General features: G+C 63.7%; 21 protein-coding genes. 5 read left to right on the top strand and 16 right to left on the bottom strand.

All coding sequences use genetic code 11. The features are described from left to right. Positions 1-14: 14 nt before the first annotated feature. The 4 genes from AC0L17_RS24725 to AC0L17_RS24710 all read right to left on the bottom strand — a co-directional run bounded on the left by AC0L17_RS24725 (position 15) and on the right by AC0L17_RS24710 (position 3,840). On the bottom strand, positions 15-995 hold the full coding sequence (locus AC0L17_RS24725) for a hydroxyacid dehydrogenase (RefSeq protein ID WP_473517732.1): 981 nt from the start codon (positions 993-995) through the stop codon (positions 15-17). Position 996: 1 nt separating this feature from the next. Next, positions 997-1,713 carry a FadR/GntR family transcriptional regulator gene (locus AC0L17_RS24720; RefSeq protein ID WP_473517731.1) on the bottom strand — a complete coding sequence of 239 codons (717 nt, stop codon included), beginning with the start codon at positions 1,711-1,713 and terminating at the stop codon, positions 997-999. Positions 1,714-1,715: 2 nt separating this feature from the next. Beyond that, a complete protein-coding gene (locus AC0L17_RS24715) occupies positions 1,716-2,885 on the bottom strand; it encodes a mandelate racemase/muconate lactonizing enzyme family protein (RefSeq protein ID WP_473517730.1) in 1,170 nt (389 codons plus the stop codon). A 67-nt stretch (positions 2,886-2,952) separates the two neighbouring features. Continuing rightward, the gene (locus tag AC0L17_RS24710) at positions 2,953-3,840 is read right to left on the bottom strand and encodes a sugar phosphate isomerase/epimerase family protein (protein WP_287054404.1); all 888 of its coding nucleotides are present in this window, start codon (positions 3,838-3,840) and stop codon (positions 2,953-2,955) included. Positions 3,841-4,023: 183 nt separating this feature from the next. Here AC0L17_RS24710 and AC0L17_RS24705 point away from each other — a divergent pair, with 183 nt between their 5' ends. The 4 genes from AC0L17_RS24705 (at position 4,024) to AC0L17_RS24690 (ending at position 7,544) form a co-directional block, all read left to right on the top strand. After that, positions 4,024-4,218, top strand: coding sequence for a hypothetical protein (locus tag AC0L17_RS24705; RefSeq protein WP_473517729.1), 195 nt, complete (start codon positions 4,024-4,026; stop codon positions 4,216-4,218). A gap of 15 nt (positions 4,219-4,233) precedes the next feature. Continuing rightward, a complete protein-coding gene (locus tag AC0L17_RS24700) occupies positions 4,234-5,289 on the top strand; it encodes a sugar phosphate isomerase/epimerase family protein (protein ID WP_287066992.1) in 1,056 nt (351 codons plus the stop codon). Between the two features lie 151 nt (positions 5,290-5,440). Continuing rightward, a complete protein-coding gene (locus tag AC0L17_RS24695; protein ID WP_473517728.1) occupies positions 5,441-6,628 on the top strand; it encodes a Gfo/Idh/MocA family protein in 1,188 nt (395 codons plus the stop codon). A 34-nt stretch (positions 6,629-6,662) separates the two neighbouring features. Further along, complete coding sequence (locus AC0L17_RS24690) at positions 6,663-7,544, top strand: sugar phosphate isomerase/epimerase family protein (RefSeq protein WP_473517727.1); 882 nt, start codon at positions 6,663-6,665, stop codon at positions 7,542-7,544. Here the strand turns inward: AC0L17_RS24690 and phnE (AC0L17_RS24685) are convergent. The 11 genes from phnE (AC0L17_RS24685) to phnG all read right to left on the bottom strand — a co-directional run bounded on the left by phnE (AC0L17_RS24685) (position 7,532) and on the right by phnG (position 17,468). Continuing rightward, positions 7,532-9,082: a phosphonate ABC transporter, permease protein PhnE gene (phnE, locus tag AC0L17_RS24685; RefSeq protein WP_473517726.1), complete on the bottom strand. Its 1,551-nt coding sequence runs from the start codon at positions 9,080-9,082 to the stop codon at positions 7,532-7,534. The genes AC0L17_RS24690 and phnE (AC0L17_RS24685) overlap by 13 nt on opposite strands. Positions 9,083-9,086: 4 nt before the next feature. Beyond that, on the bottom strand, positions 9,087-10,061 hold the full coding sequence (phnE, locus tag AC0L17_RS24680) for a phosphonate ABC transporter, permease protein PhnE (RefSeq protein WP_473517725.1): 975 nt from the start codon (positions 10,059-10,061) through the stop codon (positions 9,087-9,089). Positions 10,062-10,134: 73 nt separating this feature from the next. Then, positions 10,135-11,043 (bottom strand): phosphonate ABC transporter substrate-binding protein, encoded by a 909-nt coding sequence (gene phnD / locus AC0L17_RS24675; protein ID WP_473517724.1) that lies wholly within the window; start codon positions 11,041-11,043, stop codon positions 10,135-10,137. 159 nt (positions 11,044-11,202) lie between these two features. Further along, positions 11,203-12,060 carry a phosphonate ABC transporter ATP-binding protein gene (phnC, locus tag AC0L17_RS24670; protein ID WP_473517723.1) on the bottom strand — a complete coding sequence of 286 codons (858 nt, stop codon included), beginning with the start codon at positions 12,058-12,060 and terminating at the stop codon, positions 11,203-11,205. 210 nt (positions 12,061-12,270) lie between these two features. Then, positions 12,271-12,891 (bottom strand): DapH/DapD/GlmU-related protein, encoded by a 621-nt coding sequence (locus tag AC0L17_RS24665; RefSeq protein WP_473517722.1) that lies wholly within the window; start codon positions 12,889-12,891, stop codon positions 12,271-12,273. Beyond that, positions 12,888-13,595 (bottom strand): phosphonate C-P lyase system protein PhnL, encoded by a 708-nt coding sequence (phnL, locus tag AC0L17_RS24660; protein WP_473517721.1) that lies wholly within the window; start codon positions 13,593-13,595, stop codon positions 12,888-12,890. Before phnL ends, AC0L17_RS24665 begins: the two co-directional genes overlap by 4 nt. Positions 13,596-13,597: 2 nt before the next feature. Further along, on the bottom strand, positions 13,598-14,374 hold the full coding sequence (gene phnK / locus AC0L17_RS24655) for a phosphonate C-P lyase system protein PhnK (RefSeq protein WP_091595419.1): 777 nt from the start codon (positions 14,372-14,374) through the stop codon (positions 13,598-13,600). Further along, positions 14,371-15,282 (bottom strand): alpha-D-ribose 1-methylphosphonate 5-phosphate C-P-lyase PhnJ, encoded by a 912-nt coding sequence (locus tag AC0L17_RS24650; RefSeq protein ID WP_473517720.1) that lies wholly within the window; start codon positions 15,280-15,282, stop codon positions 14,371-14,373. Before AC0L17_RS24650 ends, phnK begins: the two co-directional genes overlap by 4 nt. Next, a complete protein-coding gene (locus AC0L17_RS24645) occupies positions 15,279-16,391 on the bottom strand; it encodes a carbon-phosphorus lyase complex subunit (RefSeq protein WP_473517719.1) in 1,113 nt (370 codons plus the stop codon). The genes AC0L17_RS24650 and AC0L17_RS24645 overlap by 4 nt, the downstream gene beginning before the upstream one ends. A 1-nt stretch (position 16,392) precedes the next feature. Next, complete coding sequence (phnH, locus tag AC0L17_RS24640) at positions 16,393-17,004, bottom strand: phosphonate C-P lyase system protein PhnH (protein ID WP_473517718.1); 612 nt, start codon at positions 17,002-17,004, stop codon at positions 16,393-16,395. After that, positions 17,004-17,468, bottom strand: a complete 465-nt coding sequence (gene phnG, locus AC0L17_RS24635; protein ID WP_473517717.1) for a phosphonate C-P lyase system protein PhnG — start codon at positions 17,466-17,468, stop codon at positions 17,004-17,006. Before phnG ends, phnH begins: the two co-directional genes overlap by 1 nt. Before the next feature lie 123 nt (positions 17,469-17,591). Here phnG and phnF point away from each other — a divergent pair, with 123 nt between their 5' ends. Further along, the gene (gene phnF / locus AC0L17_RS24630) at positions 17,592-18,341 is read left to right on the top strand and encodes a phosphonate metabolism transcriptional regulator PhnF (protein WP_473517716.1); all 750 of its coding nucleotides are present in this window, start codon (positions 17,592-17,594) and stop codon (positions 18,339-18,341) included. An 8-nt stretch (positions 18,342-18,349) separates the two neighbouring features. Here phnF and AC0L17_RS24625 read toward each other — a convergent pair whose 3' ends face one another. Next, positions 18,350-19,366 (bottom strand): zinc-binding alcohol dehydrogenase family protein, encoded by a 1,017-nt coding sequence (locus AC0L17_RS24625; protein ID WP_473517715.1) that lies wholly within the window; start codon positions 19,364-19,366, stop codon positions 18,350-18,352. Between the last annotated feature and the right edge of the window lie 15 nt (positions 19,367-19,381).

Raw genomic sequence — 19,381 nt, 5'->3', positions numbered from 1 at the left:
AAACGGCGGTAGCGCTACGCGTCGGCCGGGAACCGCCGCCGGTAGTGCTCAACCACTTCGGGATTGCGCAGATTGATCGGCAATTTGTTGGCCAGCACCAGCAAGGTTTCATCAGCCGAACCGACGCCCATGCGCATCATCGACTGCTCGGTGATGCCGGCCATATGGGGCGTGACAATGACATTGTCGAAGCCGAAATAGGGGTGATTGGGCGGCAGCGGCTGCGTCGCAAAGACATCGAGCGCGGCACCGCCGATACGGTCCTTCTGCAGCGCTTCGATCAGCGCGTCGTCGTCGATCACCGGCCCGCGCGAAATGTTGATCAGCAGCGCGTGCGGCTTCATTCGACCGATGCGCTCGCGGTTGATCAGGCCGCGCGTCTCCGCTGTCAGCGGGCAGCACAGAACGATGATGTCGCTCTGCTCGACCAGCGCGTCGATCGACAGGAACCCGACCCTGTCCGGCGCCGGCCTCCTGCTGCGCGTCGTCGCCACCACGTTCAGCTCGAAACCATGTGCCGCGATGTGGCCGACTGCCTGTCCGATGGCGCCGAAGCCGACAATGCCGATCGTCTTGCCGGCGAGTTCGCTGGCGAGAATGGTGTGGTCGCGGCCGGCCAGCCAACCCTTCGACCGCAGGTCGCGGTCCACCATGCGGAAGCGCCGCAGCAGCGCCAGCGCCGCGAACATCACGTATTCGGCGACCGAGCGCGCATTGACTGCCGGCACGTTTGCCACCAGCACGCCGGCTGCCGTGGCCGCTTCCATGGGAACCATGTCGAGCCCGGCGCCATGGCGGATTGCGGCCCGAAGCTTCGTCGCCCGTTCGAAAAGCGCAGATGGCAGCGGCGCGCGAACGATGATGATGTCGGCATTCCCAGCCTCAGTCGCCAGTGTGTCCGCATCGAGGGCGGAGGCGACGACGAGTTCGCCGGCGCCGGTCAACATGGCGGAGGCGCGCGGGTGCAGCGTGTGTGTTGTCAAGATCTTAGGCATGTCAGACCGGTTCGAGCGCTGGGCTGTGAGGTTCTGCCCCGCCGCCCTCGATCAGGCCTTTCCAATAGCTTTCCGCGCCTTGCAGATGGGCGCTCATCAGCGCCTGGGCGAGGTTGCCGTCGCGGCGCAGCAGCGCCTCGTAGATATGGATGTGCTCGGCATGCGAGCGCATGCTGCGTTCGGGATCGTTGAAGTAGATCGGCAGGCGTTGCTCGCCCATCAAGTAATAGAGGCTGCATATGTTGTGAAAAACGCTGTTCTTGGTTGCCCGCACGATTTCAAGGTGAAATTCGCGGTCCTCCTTGGCGAGGCCCTCGCCCGCCGCAATGCGGTCTTCCGAAGCTTTCAGGATTTCGCGCAGCCGCTCGAAATTTTCCTCGGTGGCGCGCGAGCAGGCAAGCTCGGCAGCCTTGATCTCGTGGATCTTGCGCAACTCGACGGTCTCGTAGATCTGGATCGGATCGAGCGGCAGGCCGGCCTTGGCAAAAAGCGCCATCGCTTCGACGCTGGCCTGCTTGGTGTCGATGTAGATGCCGGACTTGGCTCGGCGCTCGACGATGCGCATGGCTTCGAGGATGGCCAGCGCCTCGCGGATCTGGCCGCGGCTGACGGCGAAATGCTCCGCCAGTTCACGCTCCGACGGCGTTCGGCCGGTTGCCTTGTCGGAGTGGGAGAACAAATAGGCGGCGAGTTCCGCGAGAAGGTTCTTTTCTTTCATGATCAGCCGCGTAGCGCGTGCGCCTCCAGGAAACGTTCCGAAAGGGTGAATCCCAGTCCAGGCTTCTCGGGGATCGCTATCATACCGTCCTTTGCTTCGACAGTCTCCTCGATCAGATCGTGGATCATCGGATTGGCGCCGAGCGAATATTCGACGGTAAAGCTAGCCGGCGAAGCAGCGCAGACATGCAGCCCGGCAAAGAAGCAAGGCGCGCCGGCCCACAGATGCGGCGCGAAGCGCAGATTGAAGGCGCTGGCGATGGTGCCGATCTTCATTGCCTCGCTGATGCCGCCGCAGAAGGCCGGGTCAGGCTGGAAGATGTCGGCAGCCTTGAGCGTGGCGAGGTCGCGGAACGCATAACGCGTTGCTTCGCTTTCGCCGGTGGCGATCGGGATGGAGCCGGACGCCCGCACTTCGGCCATCCCAGGCTTGTCGTCGGCGATGACCGGCTCCTCGAACCAGGCCAGATCGAGATCGCCGGCGAGATGGATGAAGCGTTTGGCTTCCGCCACCGTATAGGTGCCGTGCGCATCGACCATCAGGTCGACTTCGGGGCCGAGCGCCTGCCTTGCGGCGCGCACGCGGGCGGCGGAATTGTGTGGAGCGCCGTCCATCGCGCCGATCCGCATCTTCAGCGCCTTGAAGCCACCCTTGGCGATATAGGATTTCAACTGCTCGCCGATCGCCTCGGTGGAGGCCCAGCCGCCGGAGGCGTAGGCAGGCATGCGGTCAAGCTTGCGGCCGCCGAGCAGCCGCCAGACCGGAACCCCAAGCGACTTGCCCAGAATATCCCACAATGCGATGTCGACGGCGCTGATTGCGGCGACGCTGATGCCGCGCCGTGCCAATTGCGGCATGGCGTGGCCGTTTTGCGCGGCGCTGTCGTGGCGCACCCCGTTATAGAGCATCTCCCAGATCACCCCGATGTCGGCCGGATCGCAGCCGATCAGCTGCGGGCCGACCTCATGGTTCAGCATGTGGACGAGGGCACCGTAGCTGCCGGTGCTGCCGGCGGCATTCTTGCCTTCGCCCCAGCCGACCAGCCCGTCGTTGGTCTCGATGCGCAGGATTGCGGCGTCGAACGTCGTCACCTGACCGAAGTCGCTGCGGTGCTGCCGCGCGGCTTCGATCGGTATGCGGACCCACCAGGCTTGGACCGTCTTGATGCGCATGTTCATCCTCTGCCTTGCCGCCGTTAGGGGCCGCCGTCGGGCGGAAAGGCTCGTTTCCAGAGATCGGCTACTTGATCAGCGGCAGCAGCGTTTCGGCGGTGATGCGCATCTGGTCGGTGTAGAACTTTTCCGTGAGCACGCTGGAACCGTGGTCCTGGATGAATTTGAGCTGCTCCGGCGAGATGTCGACCGGGTTGCGGTCGACCATGTCGGGATAGGGCGCAGCCGGCGTGCGGTCGACTGGGGCGACGAACTCGTTGGTCAGCGCGCCGTCGTAACCGACTTCCTTCAGGGTGCCGACGATTTTCGGCCAGTCGATCTGCCCGAGACCGGCGGCGAAGCGGTTGTTGTCAGCGACGTGGAAATCGAACAGCCGGTTTCCGACCTGCCGGATGGCATCGTAGACGTTGAACTCCTCCATATGGAGGTGATAGGCGTCGAGGCAGACGCCGCATTCGGGGCTGACCGCATCGGCCAGCGCCAGCGCCTGGCCGCCGCGGTTGAACAGATAGGTCTCGAAGCGGTTGAGCGGCTCGATCGCGACCTTGACGCCGACCTTCTTGGCATGGGTGAAGCATTCCCTGGTGGCGTCGACCACCCATTCCCATTCTTCTTCCTCGGTGCCGTCCGGCACCACCTTGCCGACCGTGGCGGGAACGAGCGTGATGATCTCGCCGTCGAGTTCGCTGACCATCGTCAGCACGTCCTTGACGTACTGCACCGAGCGCTCGCGCTGGCCCTGGTCCCTGGCGGCGAGATTGCGCTCGCCCAGCATCAGCGTCACCGCCCCCCAGCAGCGAATGCCGTGCTCCTTCAGGAGCGCACGTGTCTCATTGATCTTGTATTGCGCGGGCTCGCCGGAAATCTCGATCGACTCATAGCCGAATTTCTTGATGCGCTTGAGCGTCGTTTCCAGCGGTTCCGCCCGCATCCAGTTGTGCGTCGAAAGATGCATGGTCTGTCCTTCCCAGAATTCGCCTGTAACAATTCGCCTGCGACGCACCCCAGATTGCGTTGCATGGTTCCTCCCCAAGGCGCTCCAGCATTCGTCGTAACTGGTTCGACCAATTGGGCGTGAAAAGAGGTCTACAGCAATTTCATCTGGACGGCAAGAAATCCTGCAAGGCAGCCCCGGCCCATGATTATTTCTTTGATTAAACTGGCATATTTGCCCGCTGACCGGCAATTTGCGGAGCGCCGGTTGCGCGTGGCGGCGCTTGACCAAATCAGCATATTTGGTAATACCAGAATGGCGGCGCGCACTAGCGCCTGTCGAGAAAAGACCAAAAGGCTGGCCCTGCTTTCAATCGGCGCTATGCTTGGTCGTGGATAATGAGGGAGGATGCCGATGCCGTCGACAATGAAAGGTCCTGGGCTGTTTCTGGCGCAGTTCGCGGGCGATGCTGCACCGTTCAATTCGCTGCCGTCGATCACCAGATGGGCGGCCGGGCTGGGCTACAAGGGCGTGCAGATCCCGACTTGGGACAGCCGGCTGTTCGACCTCGAGAAAGCGGCGTCTTCCCAGGCCTATTGCGACGAGGTGAAGGGCATCTGCAGCGATGCCGGCGTCGAGATCACCGAGCTGTCGACGCATTTGCAGGGGCAGTTGGTGGCGGTGCATCCGGCCTATGACGCGCAGTTCGACGGCTTCGCACCGCCTGCGGTGCACAACAATCCGAAGGCCAGGCAGCAATGGGCGGTCGAACAGATGAAGTTCGGCGCCAAGGCTTCGAAGAACCTCGGGCTCAAGGCGTCGGTGTCGTTTTGTGGAGCGTTGGCTTTTCCCTACCTTTATCCGTGGCCGCAACGGCCGGCGGGATTGATCGAGGAAGCGTTTTCCGAACTGGGAAAGCGCTGGAAGCCGATCCTCGACGTCTATGAGGACAATGGCGTCGATGTTGGCTACGAAATCCATCCGGGCGAGGACGTCTTCGACGGTGCGACATTCGAGATGTTCCTTGACGCGGTCGGCGGCCACAAGCGCTGCAATATCAATTACGACCCGTCGCACTTCCTGCTGCAGCAGCTCGACTATCTCGAATTCATCGACATCTATCACGAGCGGATCAAGGCCTTCCACGCCAAGGATGCCGAGTTCAATCCGACCGGCCGGCAAGGCGTCTATTCCGGTTATCAGAGCTGGACGAACCGGGCCGGGCGTTTCCGCTCGCTCGGCGATGGCCAGGTGGATTTCGGCGGCATCTTCTCCAAGCTCGCCCAGTATGACTACGATTCATGGGCGGTGCTGGAATGGGAGTGCTGCCTGAAGCACCCCGAGGATGGCGCGGCCGAAGGCGCGCCCTTCATCCAGCATCACATCATCAGGGTGACGGAAAAGGCATTCGACGACTTCGCCGGCAGCGCGACCGATAAAAAGGTGCTGCGCGCCATGATGGGGATTTAGTTTTTTCCCCCTCCCCCTTGAGGGGAGGGTGGCCCGAAGGGCCGGGTAGGGTCGGTTCATGCCGAGCTCCACGCCCGGCGACCCCACCCCGACGCTACGCGTCGACCCTCCCCGCAAGGGGGAGGGTAAGAAACAACGAGGGAGAAAAATCATGGTCGGCGCATCGAAGTCGGAAACGGGAGGCGGCCCGATCCGCTACGGCATGGTCGGCGGCGGGCAAGGCGCCTTCATCGGCGCCGTGCATCGGATCGCGGCGCGCATGGACAATGAGTTCGTGCTGGTCGCCGGTGCCCTGTCATCCGACCCGGCGCGTGCCAAGGCGTCGGCCGAGGAACTCGGGCTCGATCCGGCGCGCAGCTACGGCTCGTTCGCCGAGATGGCCAAGGCCGAGGCCAAGCGGCCGGACGGCATCGAGGCGGTGGCCATCGTCACGCCAAACAATGTGCATGTGCCGGCGGCGAAGGCGTTTCTCGAAGCCGGCATCCACGTCATTTGCGACAAGCCGCTGGCGACGACGTTGGCGGAAGCGAAGAAGCTGGCGGCACTGGTTGAAAAGACCGGCAAGGTCTTTGTCCTCACCCACAACTACACCGCCTATCCGATGGTGCGGCAGGCGCGCGAGATGGTGGCCAAGGGGCAGCTCGGCGACATTCGCATCGTGCAGTCGGAATATCCGCAGGACTGGCTGACCGAGGACCTTGCCGCCACCGGCCAGAAGCAGGCAGCGTGGCGCTCGGATCCCAAACAGGCCGGCGCCGGCGGCGCGCTGGGCGACATCGGCACGCATGCCTACAATCTGGCACGCTTCGTCTGCGGGCTTGAGCTCGATGCGCTTTCCGCCGATCTCGACGCCTTCGTGCCGGGGCGGCAACTCGACGACAATGTCAATGTGATGCTGCGCTTCAAGCCGGTCGGCAAGTCGCACCCAGCCAAGGGCATGTTGTGGGCGAGCCAGGTGGCGCCCGGCCACGAGAACGGGCTGAAGCTGCGCATCTACGGCTCGAAGGGGGGGCTTGAATGGGTGCAGGCCGACCCGAACTACCTCTGGTACACGCCGTTCGGCCAGCCGAAGCAGTTGATCACCCGAAATGGCGCCGGCGCGCTGCCCGTCGCCGGGCGCGTCAGCCGCGTTCCGTCAGGCCATCCGGAAGGCTATCTCGAAGGCTTCGCCAACATCTACCAGGAGGCGGCCCGCGCCATGCGCGCGGCGCGCCGGAAGGGTGGCAAGCCGGCTAAGGATGTCATCTTCCCGACCATCCAGGACGGTGTCGAAGGCATGGCCTTCATCGAGGCCTGCGTGAAATCGTCGAAGAAGAACGCAGCCTGGACGAAGCTCTAGGAAACAACCGGAAATCATGTTGGAGGGGGCGTCGATGAAAATCGGCATGTGCATGTTTTTGTGGACGACGGCCGTGTCGAAGAAACACGAGCCGCTGCTCAGGGATATCAAGGCGACAGGCTTCGACGGCGTCGAAATTCCGATCTTTGCCGGCACGCCGGACGACTACAAGAAGCTCGGTGCGCTGCTCGACCGCATCGGGCTGGAGCGCACCGCCGTTTCGGCGATGGGCGATCCGGCGATGAATTTGATCTCGGCCGATGCCTCAACGCGCAAGGCCGGCATCGACTATATGAAATGGGCGATCGACTGCACACATGCGCTTGGCGCCAGAACGCTGAGCGGCCCGCTGCATTCGACGCTCGGCGCCTTTTCCGGCAGCGGACCGACAGCGGCGGAGAAAAAGCGCTCCGTCGCCTCGCAACGCGCCATCGGCGATCATGCCGGCAACAACAACGTCACCATCGGGCTGGAGGCGCTCAACCGCTTCGAATGCTATCTGCTCAACACGATGGACGATCTGTCGGAGCATGTCGACACGATCGACCGGCCGCACATCAAGGCGATGTACGACACTTTCCACGCCAATATCGAAGAGACCGACGCGATCGGCGCCTATACGCGCAACCGCAAAAATGTCGTCCATATCCATATTTCGGAGAATGATCGCGGCGTGCCGGGGCGCGGCCATATTCCGTGGCAAGAGACGTTTTCGGCCATCCGCAAGAGCGGCTATGACGACTGGCTGACGATCGAGGCCTTCGGCCGCTCGCTGAAAGATTTGGCGGCGGCTACCAAGGTGTGGCGCGATTTTTCGGAAAGCCCGGAAGCCGTCTACCGCGACGGCTACAAGCACATCAAGAGCGGCTGGAAAAAGGCTGGTGCCTGGACGCAGCCTTCCTCTCAGGCGATCTGAACTGCCGGCAGCCGGGCGGAAACGCGCCGCTCATCATTGCTGTTTGCGACAGTCCCCATCAGCTTGCGGCGGAGATAGCTGGAGATGCTGTCGAAGATAAAAACGACAAGCAGGATCAGCAAAACCATGTAGAAAACATTGGCCCAGTTGGTGTTGGTGCGCATAGCCTCCCACAATTTGAGGCCGATGCCGCCGGCGCCGACAGCGCCTATGATCGTCGCTGACCGGGTGTTGGATTCCCAGAAATAAAGGGATTGGCTGAGGAATACCGGCAGAACCTGGGGCAGCACGCCGTAGCGCTGCACCATTGCCGGGGTGGCGCCAACCGAGCGGATGCCCTCGCGCTGCTTGTCGTCGATGTTTTCCAGCGCCTCGGAATAAAGTTTGCCCAGGGTTCCGGTGTCGGTGAAAAAGATAGCCGACATGCCGGCCAGCGGCCCAGGACCAAAGCCGCGCGTAAAAAACAGCGCCCAGATCAGCATGTCGACCGAGCGCAGGAAATCGAAGAAGCGCTTTGTCACCTGGTTGGCTATGCGGCTCGGCGTGACGTTGCGCGCAGCCAGGAAGGCGAGCGGAAAGGCGACGATCGAGGCCAGCACGGTGCCGACAAAAGCCATGACGATGGTCTGCAAGAGTTTCAGCCAGACGTCGCCGTGCTGCCACTCGGCGTTGTTCAAAATGTTGTCCCAGGCGAGCGCCGCGTTTGACCGCGACGGGTCGATGCGAGCCCCGGCGACGATCAGTGAAGCGACCTCGCTGAACGGCTTTCCCCAGAATGGCGAGTTCGTGTCGAACACGAAATTGGCCCAGCCGAAGAAACGTCGCCAGGCGACCACCTCGTCGTTCTGCACCTCAGCGCGGCCGAGAAATCCGAACGAGACATAGGCTGTCGAGCCTGGCCTGCGTTGCTCGATCCAGTCGGGCAGCGGTGTGCGCGGTGTCACAGAACTGCCCTTGGCGATGTCGAAGACGACGGTTTCGGCGCCGCGCGTCACGGTGACCAGGTTTGGCGTGACGGCGATCTGGCCATTGCCAAGGGTGACGGTCGCCGCCACGACGGCGTTTTCGCGCACCGTTTCAGGCACCGCAGGAGCGGATTGGCCCGACGGGGCGGCCGGCTTCTCGGCAGTTGGCGCACCAGGCGCCATGAACGAATCCTGCGACGACTTGTTGGTCGCGACCGCCGGTGCCGGCACTGCCTCGACCTGCCGCTCGATGACGGCCATCTGCTTGGCGACCCAGTCGGGATCTGGATTGGATCCCAGCTTGGAGAAGCGGGAGTAGTCGATTGTCAGATGATTGTCCTTGAATTCGATGTCGGGCCGGATTTCGTAAGACACCCAGTCGGCGAGATACGCGCCGGCAAGGTTCCAGTTCGCCTTTTCGAGAACGGCGGTGACCGAGAAGAACCACGAACAATAGAAGGTGTAGAGAATGCAAAGAAGCATGCCGATCGGAGTGGCGTAGCGCTTCCACAGCGAGCGCCGGAACGCGTCCGGGTGGCGAGCGGCGATGTCGTTGATGGCATCCGGATTCATTGCACTACTCTCCGCGCCGGTATGCGAACGCCTGCCGACCGACAAGACGATGTCTCAGCCATGCCGAAAGCTGGTCGACGGCGACAATCGTGCAGAACAGCAGGAAGACGATGGCGATGGTCTTGGCCTCATGGCCCCGGCCGATCGAAAGACGCAGGGATTCGCCGATGCCGCCGGCGCCGACGGCGCCAAGTATGGTCGAAGCGCGCACATTGATCTCGAAGCGGAGCAGGAAATAGCTGATGAAGTTGGGCAGGACCTGGGGCACGATGCCGAACCACACCCGCTCGACCCAGTTGGCGCCAACGGCGCGCAAGCCTTCCTCAGGTTTCATGTCGGCATTTTCGACGACTTCGAAGAACATTTTTCCGAGCGCGCCGACGGTATGGATGCTGACCGCAATGATCGCAGGAATCGGCCCTAGCGAGAAAATCGCCAGGAAAAAGCCGGCAATGACAATTTCCGGAAAGGCGCGGACGATTTCAAGGAAGCGGCGCGTGAAGAAACGGAGCCAGCGGCTGGCCGTGATATTGCCTGCAGCGAAGAAGCAGAGCAGGAAACCGAATGTGGCGCCCACCAGCGTCGAAAACAGGGCGATGTTCAGCGTCTCGATCATCCGGTGGAAATACTCCGGAATGTAGATGCCCTGGGTCAGGTAGACCCGGCCTTCCGGGTAGTCGAACTTGAGGCTGCCGTCGTCATAGGGGGACGGCAGGTCGAACAGCGCGCGCACCGGGTCGAACCAGTCGCGCGGCTTCAGCTCGGCGAAAAAGTCGGCGACGTGGGGAAGGCGGTCGAAGAACTTTCCGGCGTTGGTTTCGTTGGCGAACCAGAGCGAGGCAGAGAGTGCAAGAAACAGCAAAACCAGGCCGCCGATCGTGTAAAGGCGCCGGCGGGCGGCGAGGTCGCGCCAGTGTCGCTCGACGGTGGCTCCCTCCGGTGAAAGCGTGGCCGCGCGGTAAATTTCGGTCGCACTCATCGATAGAACCCCGACCCCTGATGCGGCAACGCCGCCGGCGGCACATGGCCCCGGCGGCGTTTTGGCAGTTTGCTTACGAGCCGATCTTCGCCTTACGGGCGTCGATGATCGGCCGATAGAATTCCGGGGTGACCGGTGAATAGCCCTTGTAATCGCCGCCTTGTATCGCCGAGAAACAGGCCGGATCGGTTTCCGGAAGCTTGGTCAGGAAATCGGTGATCTTCTGCTTGGCGCCGGAGTCGATCGACGTACGCAATACCAGCGGGCCGTTCGGGATCAGCGGCGACTGCCACAGTTCGACGAGGTCATCCATCTTGAGGACGCCCTTGTCGACCATCTTGCGCAGATTGCCTGAGCTGTAGCCGTCGTTGAAGTCGCCGACGCCGGAGGCCCAGGTGGTGCCGGCATCGAAGGTGCCCTTCAGGACTTCAAGGACAAGCTGTTCATGGCCGCCGCCGAAACCGGTCGACGCGAAGTAGCTCTTCACATCCATACCGATGTCCTTGGGCAGTGACGTGACCGGGATCAGGTAACCAGAAGTCGAATCGGGATCGGCGAAACCGAGTTTCTTGCCCTTCATGTCGGCGAGCGTCTTGATGCCGGAATCAGCACGCGCGACCATGACCGCACGGTAGCCGGTCGAGCCGTCGGTCTGGATCGTCGTCAGGATCGGTTGAACCGCGTCCTTGTTTTCGAGATAGACCTTGGCGTAGGCGGAAGCGCCGAGCTCGGCAAAGTCAAGCGTGCCGCCGAGCAGGCCCTGGATGACGCCGTCGTAGTCGGCGGCCGGGAACAGCGAAACCTTTTCCACGGCGAGGACTTGCTTGATGTGGTCGGCGAAGCACTGGTAGTTGCGCAGGCGGTCGGCTTCGTTCTCGCCGCCCAAAATGCCGACGCGGAATTCCTTCAGGTCCTGTGCCTGGACCGCGCCCATTGCCATGGCGAGGATGGAAACGGCACCGAAAAGTATTTTTCTAAACATTTCGCGTCTCTCCTGTTGGTTCCGGCATCGCGCCGGCAGCGTTCGATTTTTGACGGCGCTTTTTATGCCCGGCCTTGATGCGGACTGGCGGTCCAGGCGCTCTTTCGTGGTCTGCTTTCGTATACTCGTATACCGGTATCCACTTGCCGGATCGTCGACCTAGTAGCCGGGAAATGCCGGCTCGAGCGGTCCGGCGGATGCGGCGATCTTTTGCTTGATGGCGACGCTGGTCGAGGTGATCGCCTCGGAGATTTCGCCGCCATTGCTGTCGGCGCCATAGACCATGCGCACGGCCTCGCGGTTGAGCTCTTCGGGCGGTCCGTCGAACACCACCTTGCCGGCGGCCATGCCGATGATGCGGTTGCAATAGGTGCGCGCAGTATCCAGCGTGTGCAGATTGGTGACCACGGTGAGGCCCTCCCGCAGATTGATGTCCAGCAGCGAATCCATCACCACCTTGGCGTTGAGCGGGTCGAGCGAGGCGATCGGCTCGTCGGCGAGGATGACTTTCGGCTGCTGCATCATGGCACGGGCAATCGCAACGCGCTGCTGCTGGCCGCCGGACAAGGTGCCGGCTGGCTGCAGCGCGGTGCGGGCGATGTCGAGACGCTCGAGCGCCGCGATCGCCTCGGCCCGTTCCTCACGGGAGAAGACGCCGAGCAGATTGACAACGGTCGAGCGGTGATTGAGCCGGCCAAGCAGCACATTGGTCAGCACGTCGAGGCGCGGCACCAGGTTGAACTGCTGAAAGATCATGGCGCAATCGCGCTGCCAGCGCCTGAGCAGCGAGCCGCGCAGGCTGGAGACTTCGGCGCCGTTAAAGAAAATCGAGCCCTGGCTCGGATCGATGAGCCGGTTGATCATGCGCAAAAGCGTCGACTTGCCGGCACCCGAACGGCCGATGATGCCGACCATCTGGCCGTGCGGGATCGAGATGTCGACATTGCTGACGGCGGTGTTCCTGCCAAACCGACGGGTGACGCCGCGGATCTCGAGCGTGGCTGAGGTTGCTGGCATAGAGCAGGTTCCAGTCCAGTCGCAGTTGAAGGTCTGTTAACCTTTGGCTAGCGCAGCCGCATGAAACCGCGGTGTCGGATTGATGTCAGTTTTGTTACCGTCCACAGGCTGAAGGGGGCGAGCCGGCGGCGGCAGTTCGATCAAGTGGTGAATGGTGAATGGTGAATGGTGATAAGAACGGCTTCCCTGCCGCCATTCACTATTGACCATTCACCAACTGCCGTATTTTTCCAGAAATGCTTCCGCCGAAAGCGCGCGAAAATCGTCGAGCGCGGCGCGCAGGCGGGCGTGGTCCCAATCCCACCAGGCAAGTGCCTGATAGCGTTCCGCCGTGCGGCGGTCGAAGCGTTCGCGGATCGGTTTGGCCGGCACGCCGCCGACGATGGTGTAGGGCGCGACGTCCTTCGACACCACGGCGCCGGCGCCGACCGCCGCACCGTCGCCGACGCTGACGCCGGGCAGGATGGTCGAGCCGTGGCCAAGCCAGGTGTCGTGGCCGATGGTGGCCCGTTTGGCGCGGCGCTGCGCAAAGAATTCGCTCTCGTGCTCGGCGTCGTCCCAATAGTCAGAGGCGCGATAGGTGAAATGGTGCAGCGTCGGCCGCCAGGTCGGATGGTTGGTGGCGTTGATGCGGACACTGGCGGCGATGTTGGCGAATTTGCCGATCGTCGCGCACCAGGCACTGCAGTCCTGCATCATGTAGGAATAGTCACCGAGCGTACTTTCCGAAAGCCGGCAGCGTTCGGCGATCTCGGTCCAGCGGCCGAGCGTCGAGTTGTCGACTTCCGCCGTTTCGTGGACCAGCGGCGTTTCCGACAGTTTTCTGGTCATGCGGCGATCTTCCCGGCGGCAAAAGCGGTCACGTCGATGACGCGGTCGGCCACTGCCTCGCGCACGTCGAGATCGTGGAAGATGCCAAGCAGGGCGACGCCGGCCGCCTTCTTGGCCGCGATCAGCGCAATCACCACGTCGCGGTTGCTGGCGTCGAGCGAGGCTGTCGGCTCGTCGAGCAGCAGGATCGGGTGCTCGGTGATGAAGCCGCGCGCGATGTTGACGCGCTGCTGCTCGCCGCCGGAAAAGGTCGCCGGCGGCAGCATCCAGAGCTTTTCCGGCAGGTTGAGTTGCGCCAGCAAGGCGCGTGCCTTGCCGCGCGCGACCTCACGGTCCTCGCCGCGCTCGACCAGCGGTTCGGCGACGACATCCAGCGCCGAGACGCGCGGCACTGTGCGCAGGAACTGGCTGACATAGCCGATCGTGAGCCGGCGCACGGCAAGCACGGTGCGTGGGCTGGCCGTCGCCAGATCGATGAGCCCGTCCTCGTGCTGGACGATGATCTGGCCTGCATCGACGGCATAGTTGCCGTAGAGCATCTTCAGGATCGAGCTCTTGCCGGCGCCGGAGGGGCCGCCGAGCACGGCACATTCGCCGCTCCTGATCGAGAACGACACGCCGGCGACGACAGGCAGTTTGATGCCGTCGCGCAGATGCATGGTGAAGCTCTTGGCGACATCGGAGACGACGAGCGGGGTTGCCATGATCACACCTGCAGAATGGAAGAAACGAGAAGCTGGGTGTAGGGCGCGCGGGGATCGTCAAGCACGCGGTCGGTGAGGCCGCTTTCGACGACGCGGCCGTCCTTCATCACCATCATGCGTTGCGACAGCAGACGCGCCACCGCAAGGTCGTGGGTGACGACGATCGCCGCCAGGCCGAGATCGGTGACCAGGCCGCGCAACAGGTCGAGCAGGCGCGCCTGCACCGAGACGTCGAGGCCGCCGGTCGGCTCGTCCATGAACACCAGCCGCGGCCCGGTGACGAGGTTGCGGGCGATCTGCAGGCGCTGGCGCATGCCGCCGGAAAAGGCGCGCGGTTCGTCGTCGATACGGTCCTCGTCGATCTCGACGCGCGACAGCCAGTCGACGGCGGTGGCGCGGATTTTGCCATAGTGGCGATCGCCGACCGCCATCAGCCGCTCGCCGACATTGGCGCCGGCCGAAACCGTCATGCGCAGCCCGTCGGCGGGGTTCTGATGGACAAAACCCCAGTCGGTGCGCATCAGGAAGCGGCGCTCGGCCTCGCTCATGCGGTAGAGCTCGCGGAACTGGCCGTCGCGCATGCGGTAGCTGGCGGTGCCGGAGCTCGGCAGCAATCTGGTCGACAGGCAGTTGAGCAGCGTCGTCTTGCCGGAACCGGATTCGCCGACCACTGCCAGCACCTCGCCCGGCCACAGGTCAAAGCTGACGTTCTCACAACCAATGCGCGAACCGTAGAACTTGGACAGCGCGGAAACGCGCAGCAGCGGTTCGTCGGTCATTGCGCCGGCTCCCTTTTTTCCAGGGCAGGAGGGGTCTCGGGCGCAAGGTGGCCGCGATGGCCTTGCTCGCGCCGCTTCTCGCAATGGTCGGTATCGGAGCAGACGAACATGTGGCCGCCATGGTCGTCGAGGATGACCTCGTCGAGATAGACGTTCTCGGCCGCGCACAGTGCGCAGGGCTGGTCGAAGGTCTGCACCTCGAACGGATGGTCCTCGAAGTCGAGGCTGACTACCTCGGTGAAAGGCGGCAGCGCATAGATGCGCTTTTCGCGGCCGGCACCGAACAGTTGCAGGGCCGGCGAACGGTGCATTTTCGGGTTATCGAACTTCGGCGTCGGCGACGGGTCCATCACATAGCGACCCTCGACCTTGACCGGATAGGCGTAGGTGGTGGCGATGCGGCCGTGCCTGGCGATGTCTTCGTAGAGTTTTACATGCATGAGGCCGTATTCCTCCAGCGCATGCATTTTGCGCGTTTCCGTCTCGCGCGGCTCGAGGAAGCGCAGCGGCTCGGGAATCGGCACCTGATAGACCAGCACCTGGCCTGCGGTCAGCGGGTGCTCGGGGATGCGGTGGCGGGTCTGGATGATGGTCGCCTTCGCCGTGTCGGTGGTGACGGCGACATTTGCGACCTTCTTGAAGAAGGCGCGGATCGAAACCGCATTGGTGGTATCGTCGGCGCCCTGGTCGATGACCTTCAGCACATCGTCGGGGCCGATGATCGAAGCGGTAACCTGGACGCCGCCGGTGCCCCAGCCATAGGGCATCGGCATTTCGCGCGAGGCGAACGGCACCTGATAGCCGGGAATAGCGATGCCCTTGAGGATCGCGCGGCGGATCATCCGCTTGGTCTGCTCGTCGAGATAGGCGAAGTTGTAGGTTGCGATATCGGTCGGTTGTGCGGTCATTCCGCGGCCTCCCTTTTTTCTTCCATCTTGCCGCCGTTTTCGCGGCCGTCGTGCTCGGCGCGCATGCGGCGCACCAGGTCGAGCTCTGCCTGGAAGTCGACATAGTGCGGCAGCTTCAGATGCTCGACGAAGCCGGTCGCCTGGACATTGTCGGAATGCGAGATGACGAATTCCTCGTCCTGGGCAGCGGCGACGACATCTTCGCCGAATTCGGTTGCGCGAAGCGCGCGGTCGCAGAGCGCCATGGCCATCGCCTTGCGCTCGCTCTGGCCGAAGACGAGGCCGTAGCCGCGGGTGAATTGCGGCGGCGCCTTGGCCGAGCCCTTGAACTGGTTGACCATCTGGCACTCGGTGACACGCGCAGTACCCAGCGGTACGGCGAAAGGCAGCTCCGGCACGTCGAGTTCCAGCTCGACCTCGCCGATGCGAACCTCGCCGACGAAGGGATGGTTGCGGGCATAGCCGCGCTGGGTGGAATAGCCGAGCGCCAGCAAAAAACCCTCGTCGCCGCGTGACAGCGCCTGCAGGCGGATGTCGCGCGCCATCGGGAATTCCAGCGGCTCGCGAGTGATGTCGCCGGGGACATGGTCCTGCGGCATGTCGCCGTCAGGCTCGATCAGGCCTTCGCGGGCAAGGATGGCAGAGACGCGCGGCATGGCGTCCGCGTCGCTGGCGCGCTGCAGCGGCTCGGCGACATCGCCGCCGGCGGCAAGCTCGGGATCGAGCAACCTATGCGTGTAGTCGAAGGTCGGGCCGAGCAGCTGGCCGCCGGGCAGATCCTTGTAGGTCGCCGACACGCGCCGCTCGACCAGCATCGCGCCGGTGTCGATCGCCCTGGTGTAGCCGAAGCGCGGCAGCGTGGTGCGATAGGCGCGAACCAGGAAGATCGCCTCGATCATGTCGCCGCGCGCCTGAACGATGGCCAGCGCCGCCAATTCGCGATCGTAGAGCGAACCTTCGCTCATCACCCGGTCGACGCCGAGCGCCAGCTGCTCGACGATCTGGTCGAGGCGCAGCGCCGGCACGGAACGGTCGCCGCGGCGGCGGTCGGCGAGCAGGGCGTGGGCGTTGGCAATGGCCGCTTCACCGCCTTTTACCGCGACATACATATCACGCCTCCATCGTCTTGATGCGCGTCGTGCGCGGCAGGCAGGCAACGCCTTCCGGGGTGGCGAGGATAATGTCGACACCACGGGGGAAACGCTGATTGTTCTGCTTCCATTGTTCGACGAAGTGGCGCGGCATCTGCGCCGGCGCGATTGTCGCGGTTGTTTCGATGCCAGGACCTTCGAGCAGCAGAGGGCCCCCTGAGGCGAGATCGCTGACCTGCAGGATCAACGTCGTCGAGCGGTCGGGATAGTCCTGGGTGCCTTGTGAAAAGCCGTCGAGCGCCATCATCTCGGCCGGCGTGGCGATCAGCGCGAAATGCGCATCGGCTGGCGTGTGGGCCAGTGGCGCGCCGGTGTGGAAGCCGAGCCAGGATTTCACCGCTGCTGGGGCCTGCAAGACGAGGTCGAACCAGAGCGGCGTGTCGTTGTCGCACAGCGCCAGCGCGATGGCGCCCGCGGTGGCCGACAGCGGCGCCGGCGGGCGGGCAAAGGCCGGCAGAGGCTGCAGGGTGCCCGGCCGCGCCATTGCGTCCATCACGGCGCGGAACACCGTCTGGGCGTCGAACACCGGATCGACAAAGCCGCCCTCGATCGCCTGGGTTGCGATGTCCATCAGTCTTCTCCGCGTACCATGGTGAAGAAATCGACCTTCGTTGCCGCCGTCTCGGCGCGCCGCCGCTCACGTCTGCTGGCCAGTGCGGCCTGCAGCGGCGCAATGAGTTTGCTCTCGACCTCGTTGCGGCGGGTGGGATCCTGCCAGAGCGCGTCGGCGATCGCCGCCAGTCTTGCTTTCTGCTTGTCACGGCCGAGCGCGTAGCAGTGGCCGACTTCTCCCGAGGCCAGCCGCACCGTCGCGCGGGTGACTGTCGCCTCGCCGACGTTGAAAGGCGCGCCGCCGCCGCCGATGCGGCCACGCACGGTGACCAGGCCGGTTTCGGGGCCGCGCAGGAGCTCTGCTTCCGAAGGCAGGCCGGCTTCGTTCCAGAGGCGGACGATATCGTCGCCGGTCGATTGCGCCAGCGTCGCCATGACCGCCTTGCGCTCAAGCTGCTGATCGCGCGCTTCCTGTCCTCGCATGGTTGACATTCCCTTGCATCGAAAATTCGTCTATTGATATAGACAATTATACAAATTATATCTATTTTCTAATGCGTGTCCATGACGGATGGATGACAGGGCCGAAAAGATCGGGGCAAAGAGATGATCGGTCAGCAGATGGCCAGCAGCTTGGAGCGGCGCAGCGGCGTCTCGCTGTGGCGGCAGATCGCCGACCAGATCCTGCATTCGATCGCCGTCGGCGACTTTGCCGAGAATGCTGCGTTGCCACCGGAAGTTGCACTGGCCGAGCGCTATGGCGTCAACCGCCATACGGTGCGCAGCGCCATCGCCGCACTGGTGCAGGATGGCGTGCTCAGGGCCGAACAGGGGCGCGGCACTTTTGTGCTGTCGCGCAAGCGGCTGTCCTATCCGATCGGCGCCCGCACCCGTTTTTCGGAGGGCTTGCAAGGGCAGGCGTCGGAGCGCCGCAGCGTGCTGCTCGAATCGGCGGTCGAGCCGGCCAGCCGGCGCGTCGCCGAAGGGCTGGGGCTTGCCAGGGGCTCGACTGTCATACGCCTCGAGACACGCGGCGAAGCCGATGGGCAACCGGTCTCGCGTGCCACCGGCTGGTTCGATGCGGCTCGCTTCGCCGGCATCGATGCCGCCATGGCCGAAACCGGATCGGTGACCGCCTCATTCCAGCGTTTCGGCATCGGTGACTATCTCAGGCAATCGACGGTGCTGTCGGCCCGTCATGCGGACGCCGCCGACCTTGCCGATCTTAATCTGCAGCCCGGCGCCATCGTGCTGGTCACGGTCGCCGTCAACGTCACGCCGGACGGCCAGCCGATCCAGTTCGCCGAAACGCGGTTTCCGGCCGAGCGCGTCGAGCTCAGGATATCGGCGCTTTAGGTCCGGTCTTATCCGACCTGGATGACGGCCTTGATCAGGCCGGATTTCGCATGTGCCCAGCGGGCGAGGTCGCGCGGCGTGTCGCCAAGCGTCGTGCGATGGGTGACGAGCTTTGCCAGCGGCACAGCACCATCGCGGATCGAGGCAGCGACATGGTCGAAGTCAGCGCGCAGAGCGTTGCGGCTGCCGATCAGCGTCATCTCACGCTTGTGGAATTCGGGATCGGAAAAGACGATGTCGTCCTTGACGACGCTGACCAGGACCAGCGTCCCGCCATGCGCGACATGGGCGAAGGCCGACTGCACGGACTGGGTGTTGCCGGTGGCATCGAAAATCACGTCAAAACCTTCGCCGTTGGTCGCCTCGCGCACCAGATCGGTCGCAGACTGCCGTGATGCGTCGAGGGTGGCGAAGCCGAGTTCGCTTGCAGCAAAACCCAGCCTCTCCGCACTCATGTCGAGCAGCGTTACGTCGAGGCCGGCAATGCGGGCAAACAGCGCCGTGCCGAGGCCGATCGGCCCGGCGCCGATGACCAGCGCGCGCGCGCCGGGATCAGCCAGCGAGCGCCGCACGGCATGCGCCCCGATTGCCAGGAATTCGACGGCGGCGGCATCGGCCAGCGACAGGCCGTTGGCCGGGTAAAGATTTTGCGCCGGCACCAGGATCCGTTCGCACATGGCGCCGTCGCGGTGGACGCCGAGCACTTCGATCCCGACGCAGCAATTCGGCTTGCCTTGACGGCAGGCGATGCATTTGCCGCAAGCGAGATACGGGTTGATGATCACCGGCTCGCCCACCGGCAGGTCGACGCCTTCGCCGGCCTCGATCACGGTGCCGGAGACCTCGTGACCCATGATGCGGGGATAGGCGAGGAACGGATGCTTGCCCTCGAAGATGTGATAGTCGGTGCCGCAGATGCCGACATGACTGACCGCGACCAGCGCCCAGCCCGGCGGTGGTGTGCCCGGCGCCAGGCGGTCTTCCACAACAAGATCGCCGGGCGAACGGCAGATGACGGCTTTCATGCTTTGATCCAGTCG

The organism is Mesorhizobium sp. WSM4829 (assembly GCF_055811475.1).
The sequence above is the reverse complement of the archived record's forward strand: the minus strand, read 5'-3'. Positions and strand labels throughout refer to the sequence as shown.

Bases quoted from the DNA above. Each gene is read 5' to 3' on its own strand.
- AC0L17_RS24665 (WP_473517722.1), bottom strand. From the start codon at position 12,891: ATGACCAGAAAACTGTCGGAAACGCCGCTGGTCCACGAAACGGCGGAA.
- phnE (WP_473517725.1), bottom strand. From the start codon at position 10,061: ATGAGTGCGACCGAAATTTACCGCGCGGCCACGCTTTCACCGGAGGGA.
- phnK (WP_091595419.1), bottom strand. From the start codon at position 14,374: ATGACCGACGAACCGCTGCTGCGCGTTTCCGCGCTGTCCAAGTTCTAC.
- phnH (WP_473517718.1), bottom strand. From the start codon at position 17,004: ATGGACATCGCAACCCAGGCGATCGAGGGCGGCTTTGTCGATCCGGTG.
- phnF (WP_473517716.1), top strand. From the start codon at position 17,592: ATGATCGGTCAGCAGATGGCCAGCAGCTTGGAGCGGCGCAGCGGCGTC.
- phnC (WP_473517723.1), bottom strand. From the start codon at position 12,060: ATGCCAGCAACCTCAGCCACGCTCGAGATCCGCGGCGTCACCCGTCGG.
- AC0L17_RS24700 (WP_287066992.1), top strand. From the start codon at position 4,234: ATGCCGTCGACAATGAAAGGTCCTGGGCTGTTTCTGGCGCAGTTCGCG.
- AC0L17_RS24645 (WP_473517719.1), bottom strand. From the start codon at position 16,391: ATGTATGTCGCGGTAAAAGGCGGTGAAGCGGCCATTGCCAACGCCCAC.
- phnD (WP_473517724.1), bottom strand. From the start codon at position 11,043: ATGTTTAGAAAAATACTTTTCGGTGCCGTTTCCATCCTCGCCATGGCA.
- AC0L17_RS24695 (WP_473517728.1), top strand. From the start codon at position 5,441: ATGGTCGGCGCATCGAAGTCGGAAACGGGAGGCGGCCCGATCCGCTAC.
- AC0L17_RS24710 (WP_287054404.1), bottom strand. From the start codon at position 3,840: ATGCATCTTTCGACGCACAACTGGATGCGGGCGGAACCGCTGGAAACG.
- phnE (WP_473517726.1), bottom strand. From the start codon at position 9,082: ATGAATCCGGATGCCATCAACGACATCGCCGCTCGCCACCCGGACGCG.
- AC0L17_RS24705 (WP_473517729.1), top strand. From the start codon at position 4,024: ATGATTATTTCTTTGATTAAACTGGCATATTTGCCCGCTGACCGGCAA.
- AC0L17_RS24720 (WP_473517731.1), bottom strand. From the start codon at position 1,713: ATGAAAGAAAAGAACCTTCTCGCGGAACTCGCCGCCTATTTGTTCTCC.
- phnL (WP_473517721.1), bottom strand. From the start codon at position 13,595: ATGGCAACCCCGCTCGTCGTCTCCGATGTCGCCAAGAGCTTCACCATG.
- AC0L17_RS24625 (WP_473517715.1), bottom strand. From the start codon at position 19,366: ATGAAAGCCGTCATCTGCCGTTCGCCCGGCGATCTTGTTGTGGAAGAC.
- AC0L17_RS24690 (WP_473517727.1), top strand. From the start codon at position 6,663: ATGAAAATCGGCATGTGCATGTTTTTGTGGACGACGGCCGTGTCGAAG.
- phnG (WP_473517717.1), bottom strand. From the start codon at position 17,468: ATGCGAGGACAGGAAGCGCGCGATCAGCAGCTTGAGCGCAAGGCGGTC.
- AC0L17_RS24715 (WP_473517730.1), bottom strand. From the start codon at position 2,885: ATGCGCATCAAGACGGTCCAAGCCTGGTGGGTCCGCATACCGATCGAA.
- AC0L17_RS24650 (WP_473517720.1), bottom strand. From the start codon at position 15,282: ATGACCGCACAACCGACCGATATCGCAACCTACAACTTCGCCTATCTC.
- AC0L17_RS24725 (WP_473517732.1), bottom strand. From the start codon at position 995: ATGCCTAAGATCTTGACAACACACACGCTGCACCCGCGCGCCTCCGCC.